16 protein-coding genes, 1 tRNA gene and 1 pseudogene are annotated in these 16,517 nt (G+C 64.8%); 13 read left to right on the top strand and 5 right to left on the bottom strand.

All coding sequences use genetic code 11. From position 1 onward, the window contains the following. The first annotated feature begins 393 nt into the window (after positions 1–393). The 9 genes from WDO72_15500 to WDO72_15460 all read left to right on the top strand — a co-directional run bounded on the left by WDO72_15500 (position 394) and on the right by WDO72_15460 (position 10,255). Entirely contained in the window at positions 394–1,686 is a 1,293-nt protein-coding gene (locus tag WDO72_15500) for an HlyD family efflux transporter periplasmic adaptor subunit (GenBank protein ID MEJ0087081.1), read from the top strand. 12 nt (positions 1,687–1,698) lie between these two features. Continuing rightward, positions 1,699–2,442, top strand: coding sequence for an ABC transporter ATP-binding protein (locus WDO72_15495; protein ID MEJ0087080.1), 744 nt, complete (start codon positions 1,699–1,701; stop codon positions 2,440–2,442). A 3-nt stretch (positions 2,443–2,445) separates the two neighbouring features. After that, positions 2,446–3,792, top strand: a complete 1,347-nt coding sequence (locus WDO72_15490) for an ABC transporter permease (GenBank protein ID MEJ0087079.1) — start codon at positions 2,446–2,448, stop codon at positions 3,790–3,792. 2 nt (positions 3,793–3,794) lie between these two features. After that, complete coding sequence (locus WDO72_15485) at positions 3,795–5,000, top strand: FtsX-like permease family protein (GenBank protein MEJ0087078.1); 1,206 nt, start codon at positions 3,795–3,797, stop codon at positions 4,998–5,000. A 63-nt stretch (positions 5,001–5,063) separates the two neighbouring features. Further along, positions 5,064–6,452: a sigma-54 dependent transcriptional regulator gene (locus WDO72_15480; protein ID MEJ0087077.1), complete on the top strand. Its 1,389-nt coding sequence runs from the start codon at positions 5,064–5,066 to the stop codon at positions 6,450–6,452. Positions 6,453–6,494: 42 nt separating this feature from the next. Continuing rightward, positions 6,495–7,793 (top strand): ATP-binding protein, encoded by a 1,299-nt coding sequence (locus WDO72_15475; protein MEJ0087076.1) that lies wholly within the window; start codon positions 6,495–6,497, stop codon positions 7,791–7,793. 7 nt (positions 7,794–7,800) lie between these two features. Continuing rightward, entirely contained in the window at positions 7,801–8,268 is a 468-nt protein-coding gene (locus tag WDO72_15470; protein MEJ0087075.1) for a GNAT family N-acetyltransferase, read from the top strand. 3 nt (positions 8,269–8,271) lie between these two features. Then, positions 8,272–8,955, top strand: coding sequence for a glutathione S-transferase family protein (locus WDO72_15465; GenBank protein MEJ0087074.1), 684 nt, complete (start codon positions 8,272–8,274; stop codon positions 8,953–8,955). Positions 8,956–8,986: 31 nt separating this feature from the next. After that, positions 8,987–10,255 carry a serine hydrolase domain-containing protein gene (locus tag WDO72_15460; protein ID MEJ0087073.1) on the top strand — a complete coding sequence of 423 codons (1,269 nt, stop codon included), beginning with the start codon at positions 8,987–8,989 and terminating at the stop codon, positions 10,253–10,255. 84 nt (positions 10,256–10,339) lie between these two features. On the opposite strand, the gene WDO72_15455 is transcribed toward WDO72_15460, so the two are convergent. The 3 genes from WDO72_15455 to rplM form a co-directional block, all read right to left on the bottom strand. Then, positions 10,340–10,413: transfer RNA gene (locus WDO72_15455), tRNA-Gln, on the bottom strand. A gap of 37 nt (positions 10,414–10,450) precedes the next feature. Next, entirely contained in the window at positions 10,451–10,852 is a 402-nt protein-coding gene (gene rpsI / locus WDO72_15450; protein ID MEJ0087072.1) for a 30S ribosomal protein S9, read from the bottom strand. Positions 10,853–10,863: 11 nt separating this feature from the next. Further along, positions 10,864–11,292, bottom strand: a complete 429-nt coding sequence (gene rplM, locus WDO72_15445; GenBank protein MEJ0087071.1) for a 50S ribosomal protein L13 — start codon at positions 11,290–11,292, stop codon at positions 10,864–10,866. A gap of 174 nt (positions 11,293–11,466) precedes the next feature. Between rplM and coq7 the strand changes: the two genes are divergently transcribed. From coq7 to WDO72_15430, 3 genes and pseudogenes are all read left to right on the top strand, one after another. After that, complete coding sequence (gene coq7 / locus WDO72_15440) at positions 11,467–12,138, top strand: 2-polyprenyl-3-methyl-6-methoxy-1,4-benzoquinone monooxygenase (GenBank protein ID MEJ0087070.1); 672 nt, start codon at positions 11,467–11,469, stop codon at positions 12,136–12,138. Between the two features lie 130 nt (positions 12,139–12,268). Continuing rightward, positions 12,269–12,904 (top strand): annotated as a pseudogene (gene crp, locus WDO72_15435) (cAMP-activated global transcriptional regulator CRP). A 225-nt stretch (positions 12,905–13,129) separates the two neighbouring features. Continuing rightward, complete coding sequence (locus WDO72_15430) at positions 13,130–14,047, top strand: MBL fold metallo-hydrolase (protein MEJ0087069.1); 918 nt, start codon at positions 13,130–13,132, stop codon at positions 14,045–14,047. 21 nt (positions 14,048–14,068) lie between these two features. On the opposite strand, the gene rpe is transcribed toward WDO72_15430, so the two are convergent. Both rpe and djlA read right to left on the bottom strand, forming a co-directional pair. Beyond that, on the bottom strand, positions 14,069–14,731 hold the full coding sequence (gene rpe, locus WDO72_15425) for a ribulose-phosphate 3-epimerase (GenBank protein MEJ0087068.1): 663 nt from the start codon (positions 14,729–14,731) through the stop codon (positions 14,069–14,071). Between the two features lie 9 nt (positions 14,732–14,740). Continuing rightward, the gene (djlA, locus tag WDO72_15420) at positions 14,741–15,565 is read right to left on the bottom strand and encodes a co-chaperone DjlA (GenBank protein ID MEJ0087067.1); all 825 of its coding nucleotides are present in this window, start codon (positions 15,563–15,565) and stop codon (positions 14,741–14,743) included. 21 nt (positions 15,566–15,586) lie between these two features. Here djlA and WDO72_15415 point away from each other — a divergent pair, with 21 nt between their 5' ends. Beyond that, positions 15,587–16,498, top strand: a complete 912-nt coding sequence (locus WDO72_15415; protein ID MEJ0087066.1) for a phosphoribosylaminoimidazolesuccinocarboxamide synthase — start codon at positions 15,587–15,589, stop codon at positions 16,496–16,498. Positions 16,499–16,517: the final 19 nt, after the last annotated feature.

Below are 16,517 nucleotides of genomic sequence, written 5' to 3'. Positions count from 1 at the left end.
TTTCGGACCGGGATTTTTTCAGGCGCGGGTTTTGATGCTTCGCTCGCACTCAAGGGAGCGCGCCCTTCGGGTTCCGGAAAACGAGGCTACGAAAAGCTACATTTTCAGAATTGGAGCGCTGAGGGGCACTAGGGGCTTTTCGCTTCACGCCTCGTTTTCCGCGCGCTCCATTCGCGCGAGCGAAGCATCAAAACCCGCGCCTGAAAAAATCCCGGTCCGAAAAATAGGCATGTCCCCTTTAAGATCTTGGCTCCGAGCGTGGACGTCCGCGACGCTGTCCGGTGTCCGGATACGGACACCCCGGAAACATCGGGGGCCATCGCTTCCCGCGCGGTAATTCAACCAGTTAGATAAACGCGTCGCGGTTGGCACGCTAAGTGCTCTATCGCTGGCATGACCATGCTTTTGCGCGATATCTCGATGCGCGGTACTCAGTCGCAGGACAAGACCGTCGCCGATCCCCAGAGCCGCCGTGTGCTGTTGAGGCGCTACGGCTACATCGCGGGCGCGGCGTTCGTCTTGCTGGTGCTCATCATATGGAGCGCGCGCGCGTGGCTGTCATCCGAACAGGTGATCGCGCGCGATCGCATGCGGACCGCCGTCGTTACGCGCGGGCCGTTCGTGCGTGATGTCGCCGCCACGGGACTCGTGGTCGCGGCGGTCAGTCCCACCCTCTTCGCCGAAGCGCCCGGCACCATCATCTATAAGGTGCGCGCCGGCGACCCGGTGAAGGCCGGCGATGTGCTGGGCATCGTCGACAGCGCCGCGCTCACCAATGAATACGAGCAGGAGCGCGCCGCGCTCGCCAGCGCCGACGCCGCGCTCAATCGCCAGACCATCGAAGTCCGCCGCCAGATCCTCAAGAGCAGCCAGGACAGCGACCTCGCCAAGGTGCAGATCACGGCGGCCGAGCGAGAGTTCAAGCGCGCGGAAGACGCCTGGGGCATCCACGTGATCCCGCAGCGCGACTTCGAACGCGCCCGCGACGATCTCGAGACGGCCAAGCTCAACTACGCACACGCCATCGAAACCGGCGGCCTCGAGAAGGACAGCCTGCAGCTCGAACTGCGCAGCCAGCGCCTCACGCGCGACGCGCAGTCGCTCAAGGTAGCCCGGCTGCGCGAACGTGTGGATGCACTGACGCTCAAGTCGCCCGTGCCCGGCATCGTCGCGACGCTCTCCCAGCAGGAGCGCGCCCAAGTCGCCGAGAACGCGCCGCTGGTCATGGTCGTCGACCTCACGGCGCTCGAAATCGAATTCCAGGTCGCCGAGAGCTACGCCAACGAGATCCGCGCCGGCATGAATGCCGAGGTCACGCTCGATGGCCGCAAGCTCATCGGCACCGTGGCAGGCATCTCGCCCGACGTGCGCAATTCCCAGGTCACGGGCCGGGTGCGCTTCTCCGACCAGCCCAAGGGCCTACGCCAGAACCAGCGCGCCTCCGTGCGCATCGTGCTCGATGAGCGCAACGACGTGCTCAAGGTGGCGCGCAGCCCGTTCAACGACTCCGACACCCGCTTCGTCTACGTGGTGCGCGACGGCGACGCCGTGCGCATCCCGGTGGAGTTCGGCGCCGAGGCCATCGGCGAAATCGAGATCCGCAATGGACTCGAGGTCGGCGACACCGTGGTGCTCGCCGACATGCGCGAATACAAGGATGCGCCCAGCGTCCTCATCGGTAACTAGAAGGAATCCCCAATGCTTTCCATGAACGACGTCAGCAAAGTTTTCCGCACCGACCTGATCGAGACGCACGCGCTGCGCAATTTCTCGCTGGAAGTGAAGGCGGGCGAGTTCCTCGCGGTGACCGGCCCCTCGGGCTCGGGCAAGACCACGTTTCTCAACATCGCCGGCCTGCTCGAGCCGTACGAATCCGGCAGCTACAAGCTCGACAACATCGAAGTCACTTCCCTGTCCGACGATGCGCGCTCGCGCCTGCGCAACGAAAAGATCGGCTTCATCTTCCAGAGCTTCAACCTGATGCCCGACCTCAATGTCTACGACAACGTGGACGTGCCGCTGCGCTACCGGCGCATGAAATCGGCGGAGCGCCACCAGCGCATCACCAACGCGCTCGAGATCGTCGGCCTGGCCGCGCGTATGAAACACATCCCCGCGCAGCTGTCGGGCGGCCAGCAGCAGCGCGTCGCGATCGCGCGCGCCATCGCCGGCGATCCGAAGCTGGTGCTGGCGGACGAACCCACGGGCAACCTCGATTCGCTGATGGCGCGCCAGGTCATGGACCTGCTCGAGCGCATCAATGAGATGGGCACCACCATCATCATGGTCACGCACGACCCGGAGCTCGCACGCCGCGCCCACCGCAACGTGCAGGTGGTCGACGGGCAGATCTCGGACTTCAAGCCGTATGAACCCCACGCCTCGCAAACTTCACCGGCCACGAGCGCAGCAGCTCGCGGCAGCGCCACCGTGGGGGCCTGAGCAATGTTCGCCTACTACCTGCGCCTCGCGCTTTCGAGCTTCAGGCGTAACCCCGGCCTCACGGCGCTGATGGTGTTCGCCATCGCGCTGGGCATTTCCGTCTGCATGATCACGCTGACGAGTTTCCGTGCCGCGTCGCAAAACCCGGCCGGCGATCGGGCCGGCATCCTGTTCGCGCCTTCGATCGACAGCTGGGATCCGAACGACGGCTACGATTCCCCGCAGACCGACGCGGACACCGGCCGGCCGGTCGCGCCGACGATGCTCACCTATCGCGATGCGCGCGCGCTCTACGCCTCCAACATCCCCGACCGCAAGGTGATCATGTACAAGGCCGGCGGCATCTTCAGCCGCAACGACAAGGGCATGGAGCCCGAGTACATCTCCACGCGCATGACGACGGCGGACTTCTTCGCGATGTTCGACGTGCCGTTCCTGTACGGCGGTCCGTGGGATGCCAAGGCGGACGCCGGTCCCGACCCGGTGGTCGTGCTGAGCAAGGAATCGAATCAGAAAGCATTCGGCGGCGCCAACAGCATCGGCAAGACCATCATGTGGCACGACCGCGAATTCCGCGTCGTCGGCGTGCTCAACGATTTCGAACCCGTGCCCAAGTATTTCGACGTGAGCAATGGCTCGTTCAACGACATGGAGGGCGCCTACATCCCGTTCTCCTGGGGCCAGGTCCTCGAGCTCGGCAGTGACGGCAACACCAATTGCTGGAAGACCGAGACGATCGAGAGCTACCTGGATTTCCTCAATTCCGAGTGCATCTTCTTCCACGGCTGGTTCGAGCTACGCACCGCCGGCCAGCAGCTCGCCTTCCGCGAAATGCTCGACAACTACGTGACAGAGCAGAAGAAACACGGCCGCTTCCCACGCCCTCTCAACAATTACCTGTACGACGTCAAGGGCTGGATGAAGCGCAACAAGGTCGTCGATGACGACAACAAGGCCATGGTGATCATGGCGTTCGCGTTCCTCGCGGTGTGCCTGGTGAACACGGTCGGATTGCTGCTCGCGAAATTCCTCAATGCCGCCCCGGCCTCGGGCGTGCGCCGCGCGCTCGGCGCGAGCCGCCGCGACATCTTCTGGCAGCACCTGACGGAATCCGGCGTCGTGGCGCTGGCCGGCGGCCTCGTCGGCGGGTTGTTAGGCATGGCGGGCATCTGGGCGATGCGTGCCTGGTACGGCCAGTTCATCGACCAGGTGCCGCGCATCCTGCCGTTCGATTCCATGACCTTCGTCATCGTCGTGTCCATCGCGGTGTGCGCCGGTGTCATCGCCGGCCTGTATCCCGCCTGGCGTATCGGGCGCGCCGCGCCCGCCTCCTATCTCAAGGTGCAATAACCATGGAAGTGCGACCCATCCTCTCGGCACTGCTGCGCAACCGCGCCGGCGCCATCCTGGTGGCGGTGCAGATCGCCATCACGCTCGCCATCGTCGTCAACGCCGTGTTCCTCACGCAGCAACGCGTGGAAAAGATCGGCCGTCCGACCGGCATCGACGACCAGAACATCTTTTCGTTCAACTCGACCGGCTTCGAGAAGGGCTTCGATTTCCATGCGATGGTGCGCGAGGATCTCGCCCTGATGCGGCGCATGCCGGGCGTGATCGACGTGACGCCCATGTCGCACATTCCGCTGTCCGGCAGCGGCAGTTCGTCCGGGTTCTATTCGCTGCCCGACAAGAAGGGCAAGAACGAGCCCGCCAACATCTATCGCACCGACGATCACGCGGTGCACGCGCTGGGCGTCACGCTCGCCTCGGGCAAGACCTTCGAGCCGGACACCGTCGAATACGTCTCCAAGGAATCGCAGGGCTGGCCGCCCACTGCGGTCATCACCCAGGATCTCGCCGACGCGCTGTTCCCGAAGGAGAATGCGCTCGGCAAGGTTTTCTACGACGATCAGAGCAAGCCGATCAAGATCGTCGGCGTGATGTCGCACATGCACGGCTCGTGGGTGGGCTGGGACAAGGTGGGCCAGGTCATCCTGGCGCCGCGCGTCGGACCCGGCCCCAGCACCAGTTACATGGTGCGCACCGCGCCCGGCGAGCTAGACCGGCTCATGAAGGACACCGAGATCGCGCTGCGCGCACGCGACCCGAACCGTGTGCTCAACAACTTCAAGAAGATGTCCGACGACAAGCGCAAGAGTTACGGCGGCGATTCGCTGGTGGCGATCACCCTGTCGGTGGTCACAGGCCTCGTGCTGATCTTCAGCTCGCTCGGCATCTTCGGCCTCGCCACGTTCAACGTGAATACGCGCACGCGCCAGATCGGCACCCGCCGTGCAGTCGGCGCGCGCAAGCGCGACATCGTGCGGCACTTCATGACCGAGAACTGGTTCGTCACCTCGTTCGGTGTCGTGACCGGGTGTGCACTGGCGCTCGGCGTCGGGTACTGGCTGTCTAACCAGTTTGGCCTGCCGCGCCTCGACCTCTACTACCTCGTCGGCGGCGTGCTCGGCCTGTGGATCGTGGGCCAGCTGGCCGCCTGGCAGCCATCCCTCAAGGCGGCCAAGGTGTCCCCGGCCATGGCCACGAGATCGGTTTAACCCACGCAACGTGCAAATGTGTCCGGCGCTTGCAACCTCAGGCTCTTCCCGAGCGTCTTACGAATGACCTCAGTCATTTCGAACGCAGAGGATCGCCTGGCGCACCGCACTGTACTGGTTGCTGACGATAGCGAGGCCGTGCGTACGGCCTTCCAGGTCCTGTTGTCCCTGCACGGTGCGCGAGTGCTCGGCGCTGCATCTCCAGCCGAGGCGCTCGCCACCGTGCGATCTCAAGAGGTGGACCTGGTCATCCAGGACATGAATTTCCGTCGCGAGGCCACTTCGGGCGAAGAAGGTGTCGCCCTGTTTCGCGAACTGCGCTCGCTGCATCCGGACGTGCCGGTGATCCTGCTCACGGCCTGGACGCATCTCGAGACTGCCGTCGACCTCGTGAAGGCCGGCGCCGCCGATTACATCGCCAAGCCCTGGGATGACGCGCGCCTGCTGACCACGGTGCGAAACCTGCTGGAGCTGCGTGCCGCGGTCGAGGAAAACATTGCGACCCGCGCCACGCGCGCCGAAGCGCGCGCCCAGCTCGCGGAGCGCTACGACCTGCGCGGCCTGATCTATGAAAGCGACGCGTTGCACACCGTGGCTTCGATGGCGGCGCAGGTGGCGCATGCCGACGTCCCCGTACTCATCACCGGGCCGAATGGTGCCGGCAAGGAAGTGCTGGCCGACATCGTGCACGCGAATTCTGCGCGCCGGAATCAGCCGTACATCAAGGTGAATGCCGGCGCCCTGCCCGACCAGCTGATCGAAGCGGAATTGTTCGGCACCGAGGCTGGCGCATTCACCGGCGCGAAAGCCCGCGTCGGGCGTTTCGAGGCGGCCGACGGCGGCACGCTGTTCCTCGACGAGATCGGCAACCTGCCGCTGGCCGGGCAGGCCAAACTACTGCGCGTGTTGCAGACCGGCGAATACGAACGCCTCGGGTCGAACACCACGCGGCGCGCGAATGTGCGCATCGTCGCGGCCACCAACATGCCGCTGCGCGATGCGCTGCGCGAAGGCCGCTTCCGCGAGGATCTCTACTACCGCTTGAGCGTCATCGAGCTGGCGTTGCCGCCGCTGGCCGAGCGTCGCGACGACGTGCTGCCGTTGACGCGCGCGTTCCTGCCGCCCACCGCGAAGCTGACGGGCGACGCCGAACGCGCGCTGCTCAATCATCCCTGGCCGGGCAATGTCCGCGAGCTGCGCAACGTGCTGCAACGCGCCGCGCTGCTGGCGGGCGCCGCGCCCATCACGGCGGCCACGCTGAACCTGCCCGCGGTGTTGCCGGCGCGCTCCGATGAGCCGGTGCTCGATCGCGTGACCATCGAGCGGGTGCTCGCCGAGAACGGCCATATCGTGGCGCAGGCCTCGCGCCAGCTCGGCATGAGCCGCCAGGCGCTCTATCGCCGCATGGAAAAACTCGGTATCAAGGAAACCCCGGGGCGCCTGCCCCAGTAGTTGCGAGTTCCACCGGCCCATATGCGCTGGCGTTCTCTTTCCATGGCCGGCCGGGCGACGCTGTGGCTCGGCGGAATCGCGCTGCTCGCGGTGCTGGTCACCATCTCGCTGCGATCCCTCATCGACATTCCGTGGCTCGCGGCGACCCTGTCCGCTTTATTGCTCGTTCCGGTGGTCGCCTGGGCGGGTGCGCGGCTCACCTCGCGCTGGAGCCGCACGGCGCGCGCGCTGAACGACGGGGTGCTGAGCCTCAAGGATCGCGACTTCAGCGTGAGCGTGACGCGCGCCACGGAGGATGAGCTCGGCGAGCTCGTTTCCAGCTACAACGGCCTGGGCGACCGGCTGCGCGTCGAGCGGCAGAGCCTGTATCAACGCGAGCTCATGCTCGACACGGTGATCCAGACCACGCCGCTGGCGCTGGTGCTCACCAATGAAGCCGACGCCGTCATCTACAGCAATACCAGCGCGCGCCAGTTGTTCGGCGGCGGGCGCAAGCTCGAAGGAGAAAGGTTTGCGCGTTATCTGGAACACGCGCCGGCGCCGCTCAGCGAGGCGATCGAACGCGGCGGCGACACCTTGTTCACGCTGGAACTGGCCGGCGAGCCGCAGGTGTATCACGTCTCGCAGCGGCGTTTCCTGCTGAACGCGCTGCCGCACCGGCTGCTGCTGCTCAAGCAGCTCACGCGCGAGATCAATTCGCAGGAAGTGGCCACGTGGAAGAAAGTGATCCGCGTGATCGCGCACGAGCTGAACAATTCGCTCGCGCCCATCTCGTCGCTCGCGCACTCGGGCCAGATCCTGGCGCGTTCGCCGCCGAACCCCGAACAGCTGCAGCGCGTGTTTTCGACCATCGAAGACCGCGCCAAACATCTGGCCGGGTTCATCGAAGGTTATTCGCGGTTCGCCAAGCTGCCCCATCCGCGCCTCGCGCCGGTGGCATGGGAGGTGCTGCTGGAACGATTGCAGGCGGTCGTTGCGTTCCGGCTGGCGGGTGCACCGCCGGCGCGTATGGCCAGCTTCGACACCGCCCAGATCGAACAGGCGTTGATCAACCTGCTCAAGAACGCGCGCGAGTCGGGCTCCGGGCTCGATGCGATCGAGCTCGAAGTGCAGGCTTCCGCGCAGGGGTTCGCGATCGAGGTGCGTGACCGGGGACCGGGCTTCACCGCCGCGGCACTCGAGAACGCCCTGGTGCCGTTCTACTCGACCAAGGAGACGGGCACCGGCCTCGGGCTCACGTTGTGCCGCGAAATCGTCGAGGCGCACGGTGGGCGGTTACGCATCGCCAATCGCGACGGCGGCGGTGCCGTGGTGACTTTATGGCTGCCGGATGTTAGTTAGCGTACCCGTGGCTGAAGACTTCCATATCCGGCTCGCCGTGCCGCGCGACAGCGCCGCGCTGGTGCCGCTGGTCGAGCAGTACTGGCGCTTCGAAGCCATCGAAGGCTTCGACGCCGTTCGCGTGACGTCGCTGCTCGAGCAGGTGCTCAAGGACGCTGCGCTGGGCCGCGCCTGGATCGCCGCGGTCGATGGGAAACCCGCGGGCTACCTGCTGGCCGTCTTCGTGTTCAGCCTCGAGTTCCAGGGGCTCACCGCCGAGATCGACGAGTTGTTCGTCGTGGAGCGCCATCGCAGCCTGGGACTGGGCGGCCAGCTGCTGGACGCCGCCGAGGCGCACTTCCGCGCCGCCGGCTGCACGCACGTGGCGCTGCAGATCGGCCGCGACAACGAGGCGGCGCGGGCGTTTTATCAGCGGCGCGGCTTTGCCGGCCGCAGTGGCTTCGAATTGGTGAGCAAGCCGCTCACGGGTAGCTGACACATGTTCGATCTGTACATCGCCAACAAGAACTACTCCTCCTGGTCGCTGCGCCCCTGGGTGCTGATGAGCGAGCTCAGGATTCCATTTCGCGAAGTGGTCGTGCCATTCGGCGGCCCCGCGAATCCGCACGCCTTCCGCAGTTTCTCGCCGACCGGCAAGGTGCCTTGCCTGGTCGACGGCACGGTGACGGTGTGGGACTCGTTGTCGATCATCGAGTACGTCGGCGAACGTCATCCGGGGGTCTGGCCGGCCGAGGCCGCGCCGCGCGCCTGGGCGCGCTCCGCGGCCGCCGAGATGCATTCCGGATTCCAGGCGCTGCGCAATGTCTGTGGCATGAACTGCGGCATTCGCGTGAAGCTGCATTCGGTCGATGCGCCGCTCCAACGCGATCTCGGTCGCATCGAAGAGCTGTGGGCCGACGGCATCAACCGCTTCGGCGGCCCGTTCCTGACCGGCAACCGCTTCTGCGCCGCGGATGCATTCTTTGCGCCGGTGGCGTTCCGCATCCAGACCTACGACCCGCCCATCGGCGCCGCGGCGCGCCGTTATGCCGCCCAGTTGCTCGCGCTGCCTTCGATGCAGCAGTGGTATACATCCGCTCTCGCCGAGACCTGGCGCGACGAGGAACACGATGCCGAAGCGCGCGCCGTTGGCGGCTGGCTCTCCGACGCCCCGCTCCAGTAGTTAGTTTGCATTCGAATCGAAGGGGGAAATCTTGAACTGCAGAATCGCGCATCTTTTTGCCGCCGCCGCACTGGCTGCGTTCTCGGCGCTGCCGGCGCACCCGGCCGACACGCTCAAGGTCGGCTTTTCCACCGAGCGTCTCGCGCGCGTCGACGCGCTGCTCGACGGCTACGTCAATGACGGCCGTATCGGCGGCATCGTGGCGCTGGTCCTGCGCGACGGCAAACCCGTGTACCAACACGCGGTGGGCTGGGCCGACAAGGAAGCCGGCCGCAAGATGGCGATGGACACCGAGTTCCGCATCGCCTCGCAATCGAAGGCGCTGACCAGCGTCGCCGTGCTGCAGTTGATGGAAGAAGGCAAACTCACCGTGAATGAGCGCGCCGGAAAATACATTCCGACGTTCGAGAAAACCACGGTGGGCGTCAAGAACGAGAACGGCACGGGACTCACGATCACTGCGGCCAAGCGGCCGATCACGATCCGCGATCTGCTGACACACACCGCCGGCATCTCGTACGCCCAGAGCGGGGAGCTCGCGCCGGTGTACGAGCCCCAGGGCCTGGGCCCCGCCGCCGGTTTCGGCTGGTACTTCGCCGACAAGGACGAACCGGTCTGCACGACGATCGAAAGGCTCGGCACGCTGCCGTTCGCGTCGCAACCGGGTGAGGCGTTCGTCTACGGCTACAACACCGACATCCTCGGCTGCATCGTGGAGAAGGCATCGGGTGTGCCGCTGGATGAATACATCCGCGCGCACATCACCGGCCCGCTCGGCATGCAGGACACGTACTTCTATCTACCACCCGGGAAAGCGGCGCGCCTGGCGGCGGTATACGGCAGCGACGCGGACGGCAAGGCGGTGCGCCAGCCCGACGGTGCGCGCGGCCAGGGGCACTACGCCGAAGGTCCGCGCAAGAGTTTCTCCGGCGGTGCCGGCCTCGTCTCCACCGCGCGTGACTACGCCACCTTCCTCGAGGCGCTGCGCAACGGCGGCGTGCTCGGCAAGGCGCGCATCCTGTCTCCGCACGCGGTGCGGTTGATGACGACCAACCAGGTGGGCGATCTCAGGAATCCAAAAGGCATGGGGTTCGGGTTCGGCTTCGAGACCACGGACAAGTACGGCGTCATCGGCATGGAATCGGTGGGCTCGTGGGGCTGGGGCGGCGCCTACGGCACGTATTACCGCGTGGATCCGGTCGAGCGGCTCACGACCGTGCTGATGATCCAGATGATCCCGAACAACACGGATATCAGGGACAAGTTCACCGCGTCGATCTATCAGGCGCTGCTCGACTGAATGGCGACATTCCCGCGCGCTATCTAACTACTCCACCCAAAAAGAAACCCGCCGCTTCCTGGAAGGAAGGGCGGGTTTCCTGACTGGTTGGGAGACTAGGATTCGAACCTAGGTAAACGGAGTCAGAGTCCGTTGTCCTACCGCTAGACGATCTCCCAAGAAAACCGAACCGTCTGCGCGAACAGTACCAGTGGATTAACGCTTCGAGTACTGCGGTCCACGACGCGCCTTCCGGCGGCCGACCTTCTTGCGCTCGACTTCGCGCGCATCGCGCGTGACGAAGCCGGCGACGCGTAATGCCTTGCGCAGCTCACCGTCGTACTCCATGAGCGCGCGGGTGATGCCGTGACGAATGGCGCCGGCCTGGCCGGTGATGCCACCGCCCGCAACCGTCACCGTGAAATCGAACTTGTCGGCCATCTGCACGAGCTCGAGCGGCTGGCGCACGATCATGCGGCCGGTCTCGCGACCGAAGAATTCGTCGAGCGGACGATCGTTGACCGTGATCTTGCCGGTACCGGCTTTCATGTAGACGCGCGCGGCGGCGGTCTTGCGACGGCCGGTGCCGTAGTGCGGCTTTGCTGCTTGGGCGGGCATTCTTCTATTCCTTAAATTTCGAGTTGCTTCGGCTGCTGGGCGGCGTGCGGATGTTTGTCGCCCGCGAACACGTGCAGCTTTTTATACATCTTGCGACCGAGCGGGCCCTTGGGGAGCATGCCCTTCACGGCGAATTCGATGGCGCGCTCAGGATGTTCCTTGAGCAGCTTGCCGAGGGCGATCGACTTGATGCCGCCGATGGCGCCGGTGTGGTGGTAATAGATCTTGTCGTCGAGCTTGTTGCCCGTGACTTTGATCTTCTCCGCGTTCAACACGACGATGTGATCGCCCATGTCCACGTGCGGGCTGAAGATCGCCTTGTGCTTGCCCTTGAGGCGCATCGCGATCTGGGTGGAGAGGCGGCCCAGGACCTTGTCCGTGGCATCCACCACGAACCAGTCGCCACGCACGCTTTCGGAATTCGCAAAAACAGTACTCATCACTAAGACTCCAAACCGGAAGAACCCGCCGTCGCTACCACTCCCGACTGAAAATATCAGCCGCGTTAAAGTGCTGGTGGGCCCCTGGAAAAAGGGGCGCAAGTGTACTCAACGCCCTATGCCTTTGCAAAACTCCTGATGCCTTCGTGGGTTAGCGTCCTATAATCCCGCCCCATGGCGAAGGGCCCCTCCCTCGACACCTTTATCTCCGCGGCGGACCGCGCCCTGCGTGCGCTGCTTGCCCCGCCGGCCGCCGGACGGCCGACCCCCGTGCCGGCCCCAGTCCCTGCCCGCGAGGCCCAAAGGGCCGATTCGGCCCCGACCCCCCGCCTTACCGACGAGGACAAGCGCGAATCCGCCGCCCTTATGCGGGTCAATCATGCCGGTGAAGTGGCCGCCCAGGCGCTGTACCACGCACAGGCCATGCTCGCCCGCGACCCGGACGTCCGGGAATTCATGCTGCGCGCCGCCCGCGAGGAGACCGACCACCTGGCCTGGTGTGAGACCCGCCTCCATGAGCTGGGCGCGCGACCCAGCCTGCTCAACCCGCTCTGGTACGCCGGGTCCTTCGGCATCGGAGCGCTGGCCGCACTACTCGGCGATCGCGCCAGCCTGGGGTTCGTGGCCGAGACCGAACGCCAGGTCGAAGGACATCTGAAGGGGCACCTGGACAAATTGCCGCGCGACGATGTTCGCAGCCGCGCCATCGTCGAGGCCATGTGTCACGACGAGGCCGGTCATGGCCGCGAGGCGCGGAATGCGGGTGGAGCATCGCTCCCCGGACCCGTGCGCGAATTGATGCGGCGAACTGCGCAGGTGATGACGCATACTTCGTACCGGTTTTAAGCATCGCGCCTGTGACACGGATCACTGTTGATCCGTGTTCTTTTGCGCGCTGTGGCATTAAGTTATGTAATACGACTTAATAACGCAGCCAAAAAGAGGCGCGATGCAAACAGCAGCAAGGGAGAGTCAGATGGAAGAGGCGGTCAAACCCCTCAGCGACATTCCGGCAATCAACCGATTCCTGAGTTATTGCCGCATTCGCACTGTTCCGTCCAAAACGGTCGTGATCCATGCGGGCGATCTGCCCGACGTCCTCTACTACATCATCAGCGGCTCGGTCGAAGTGATGGTCGAGGACGAGGAAGGCAACGAGATGGTGCTCGCCTACCTCAACAAGGGTCAGTTCTTCGGTGAGATGGGACTGTTCCACGAGTCGCCGCTGCGCAGCGCCTGGGTGCGCACGCGCAACCATTGCGAGCTCGCGGAAATGACCTATCCCCGCTTCCGCCAGATCGCGGCGGAAAGCCCGGGCCTGGTGTTCGAGCTCGCCACGCAGCTTGCGACGCGCCTCGATCGCACCAATCGCAAGTTGTCCGATTTGGCCTTCGTCGATGTGACCGGCCGTGTGGCGCACGCCATCATGGACCTGTGCGGCGAACCCGATGCGATGACGCATCCGGAAGGCATGCAGATCAAGGTGTCCCGCCAGGAGCTGTCGCGCCTGGTCGGCTGCTCGCGCGAAATGGCGGGCCGCGTCCTCAAGGTGCTGGAAGACCAGGGCCTGTTGCGCGCCACCGGCAAGACTATTGTGGTCTTCAACGCGCGCCCGAAGATGAAAACCCGTCCGGTCGTGGTCCCCGTGCAGGGCGGCAAGGGCGGCGCCGCCGTGCGCAGCGCCCGCGTCGAAGATGACGACGACGAGGATGACGAGGACGACGACGAATAGTGGGGACACTCCCCATCTCCTAGCAACAGGGGTCAGGCCTCATTGCGAACGCCGGCTTGAAAGCCGGCGTTCTCGTTTCAACGCTTCATCGACAGGAAGTATCGAATGCGCATGTTGATCACGTCGCTTGCCGCGGCACTCTTCACCGGCGTCTGCGCCCTCGCTCAGCAGGCGCCCGCGCCTGCCTCGCTCGTGCGGGCAGGCGTCACCGAGAAGCTCACCTCGCACGTCTGGGCGATCCCGGACGGCTCGGCTTCCCTCGTCCCCAATGTCGGCATCATCGTCGGGAAGAAGGCCGTACTCGTCGTCGACACGGGCATGGGCACGCGCAACGGCCAAACCGTGCTGGCGGAAGTCGCCAAGGTCGGCGCGGGCAAGCCTATCTACATTGTCACCACACACGTCCATCCCGAACACGACATGGGCGCGCATGTGTTTCCGAAGGATTCGAAGCTGATCCGCTCGAAGGAGCAGATCGAAGACATCGCGGCGGGCGCCGGCATGAATCTCGTGCCGGTGTTCGAGGCGCGTTCCGAGCTCAACAAGGAACTGCTGCAGGACGCGCACCATCGCGATGCGGACATCATCTTCGAGAGCCAATACAGCCTCGATCTCGGTGGCGTGAAAGTGCGGATGTATTCCATGGGAACGAACCACACACACGGCGACACGGTCGTGTTCGTGGACGGGGTGTTGTTCTCGGGTGATGTCGCGATGAAGCCGCAGCCCGCCTTTGCCAACGCCTCCGCGAAGATCAGCCACTGGCTCGCGAGCCTCGACAAACTCGAGGCGATGAAACCCGTGCATGTCGTGCCGAGCCATGGGCCTTTCGGCGACGCGTCGATCATCGCCGGCTATCGCACGTATCTGACCCGCGTCCGCGACCGCAGCGCCGAACTCAAGAAGGCCGGCAAGACGCAGGACGAAGCAATCCAGATCATCACGGATGAGATGGTTGCGCAGTACCCGGACAAAAACCGGCTGGCGGGCGCGATCCGCGCGGGCTACGCGGAGGCGCCGTAGCGCCGCTACACCTGCGTCGTTCTAGCGGTTGATCGCGGCGCGCATCGCGCGGATGGTCGCCTTGTAGTCCTGCGCGCCGAAGATCGCCGAACCCGCGACGAACATGTCGGCGCCGGCACGCGCGATCTCGCCAATGTTGTCGATCTTCACGCCGCCGTCGATCTCCAGGCGGATCGGCTTACCTGTCGCATCGATGAGCTTGCGCACCGCGCGCACCTTGTCGAGCACGTCCGGGATGAACTTCTGGCCGCCGAATCCCGGGTTCACCGACATGAGCAGCACGAGATCGAGCTTGTGCAGCGTGTAGTCGAGATAGTCGATCGGCGTCGCCGGATTGAATACGAGCCCAGGCTTGCAACCGTGTTCGCGGATGAGCCCGATGGTGCGATCGATGTGATCGCTGGCCTCGGGATGGAATGAAATGTACGTGGCACCGGCCTGCGCGAAATCCGGGATGATGCGATCGACCGGCTTCACCATCAGGTGCACGTCGATCGGCGCGGTGACGCCGTGTTTGCGCAGCGCCTCGCAGACCAGCGGCCCGATCGTGAGATTGGGGACGTAGTGATTGTCCATCACGTCGAAATGGATCACATCGGCCCCGGCGGCGATGACCGCGTTCACTTCGTCGCCGAGCTTGGCGAAGTTCGCGGACAGAATCGACGGCGCGATCCAGGGAGTCATGCTCACAGTCTACCTCTGCCGCGCAGACTTGATGGATTCGTACGCCTCGATGATCTGCTGCGTACGTTGTTTGGCGTGTTCGAGCATCGAGTCGGGCAGGCCGTTGGCCTTGAGCTTGTCCGGATGATGTTTGCTGAGTTGCCGCCGGTAGGCTTTGGCAACCTCGTCGTCCGACGCCTTCGGGTCGACCTCGAGGATCTGGTATGCCGCCGCGGGCTGCATGCCGCCCTGCTTCGGCGGCGGCTGGGAGCCGCTCTGGCCGCCCGCGCGGCCTCCTCCGGTCTTGAACTGTTCGCGGCGAATGCGCAGCACGGCTTCCATGTGCGCGAGCTCCAGCCGCGAAACATCGAGCAGCTCGGCTACACGCTGGACCGCGGTGCGCGCGGGGCCCTGCATGTCGACGCCCTCGAGCGCGGCGCGCACCTGCAGTTCGAGGAACACGCGCAGCAGATCGGGGCGCTGGGCGCAGGCAGCCGACAGCTGCTGCATGGTGGTGTCCAGGTCGAAGTCCGGATTCTTGCCGCGCGTGAAATGCGCGATCGCGGCGTGGATCTGCACGCCATCGAGGCGCAGCTCCGCCATCACCTTGCGCGCGGCCGCGATCTCGGCTTCGGAAACGCGCCCGTCCGCCTTGGCGACGAAGCCCATGACTTCGAATGTGGCGGAGAAGAACCGCTCGCCGATCTCGAGCGGGCCCGCTCCGCCGCTGGCGCGGCGCGGAGTTACGCTCTGATCGTAGAAGTGTCCGAGGATGGCGCCGATCAAGAGGCCCCAGGGGCTGCGCAGCAGCAGGAGACCGACCAACGCGCCGATGACTTTTCCGGTGATGCTCATCGGCGCCCGTTGCTACTATTCATGGCAACTATGCTACCAGCGACCAGCCCAGCCTCGCCCGTCCACACGACTTCGTTGCGTGGCCTCAAGAAAATCCACACGGGGAAGGTGCGCGACATCTATGAGATAGATGCGGATTCCATGCTGATCGTGACCACCGACCGGATTTCGGCGTTCGACGTGGTCATGCCCGATCCGATTCCGGAAAAGGGGCGCGTGCTCAATTCGATTTCGAATTTCTGGTTCGGGCGCACGCAGCACATCGTGCCTAACCATCTCACCGGGCGTGCGATCGAAGAGGTGGTCGCCGATCCGGCGGACCGGGCGCAGATCAAGGACCGGGCGGTCATCGTCAAGCGGCTCAAGACCGTGCCGCTGGAGGCCGTGGTGCGCGGCTACGTCATCGGTTCGGGGTGGAAGGATTATCAGAAGACCGGCGCGATCTCGGGCATCAAACTACCGGCGGGGCTACGGCAGGCCGCGAAACTGCCGCAGACGCTGTTCACGCCTTCCACCAAGGCTGCACTCGGCGAACACGACGAGACGATCAGCTTCGATGAAGCGGTGAAGATCGTCGGCGCGGACGTGGCCGCGCGCGTGCGCGACACCGCGATCGCGCTGTACGAATTCGCGGCCGCGCATGCGCGCGCGCGCGGCATCATCATCGCGGACACCAAGTTTGAATTCGCGCACGGACCGGATGGTGGTCTCGTGCTCATCGACGAAGTCCTGACACCGGATTCCTCGCGCTTCTGGCCCGCGGATACCTGGCGCGAAGGAATCAGCCCCCCGTCGTTCGACAAACAGTTCGTGCGCGACTATCTGGAGACGCTCGACTGGGGCAAGAAAGCGCCGGGCCCGAAGCTGCCGGCCGAAGTGATCGCGAAAACCAGCGCGAACTACCAGGAAGCCCTGAAACGCCTCACGGAATAGTGGTGCCGGGGTGCAATTC

The sequence above is a fragment of the Pseudomonadota bacterium genome, from assembly GCA_037200975.1.
Classification (GTDB): Bacteria; Pseudomonadota; Gammaproteobacteria; order Steroidobacterales; family Steroidobacteraceae; genus CADEED01.
This window is presented reverse-complemented; position numbering and strand designations above follow the sequence as displayed.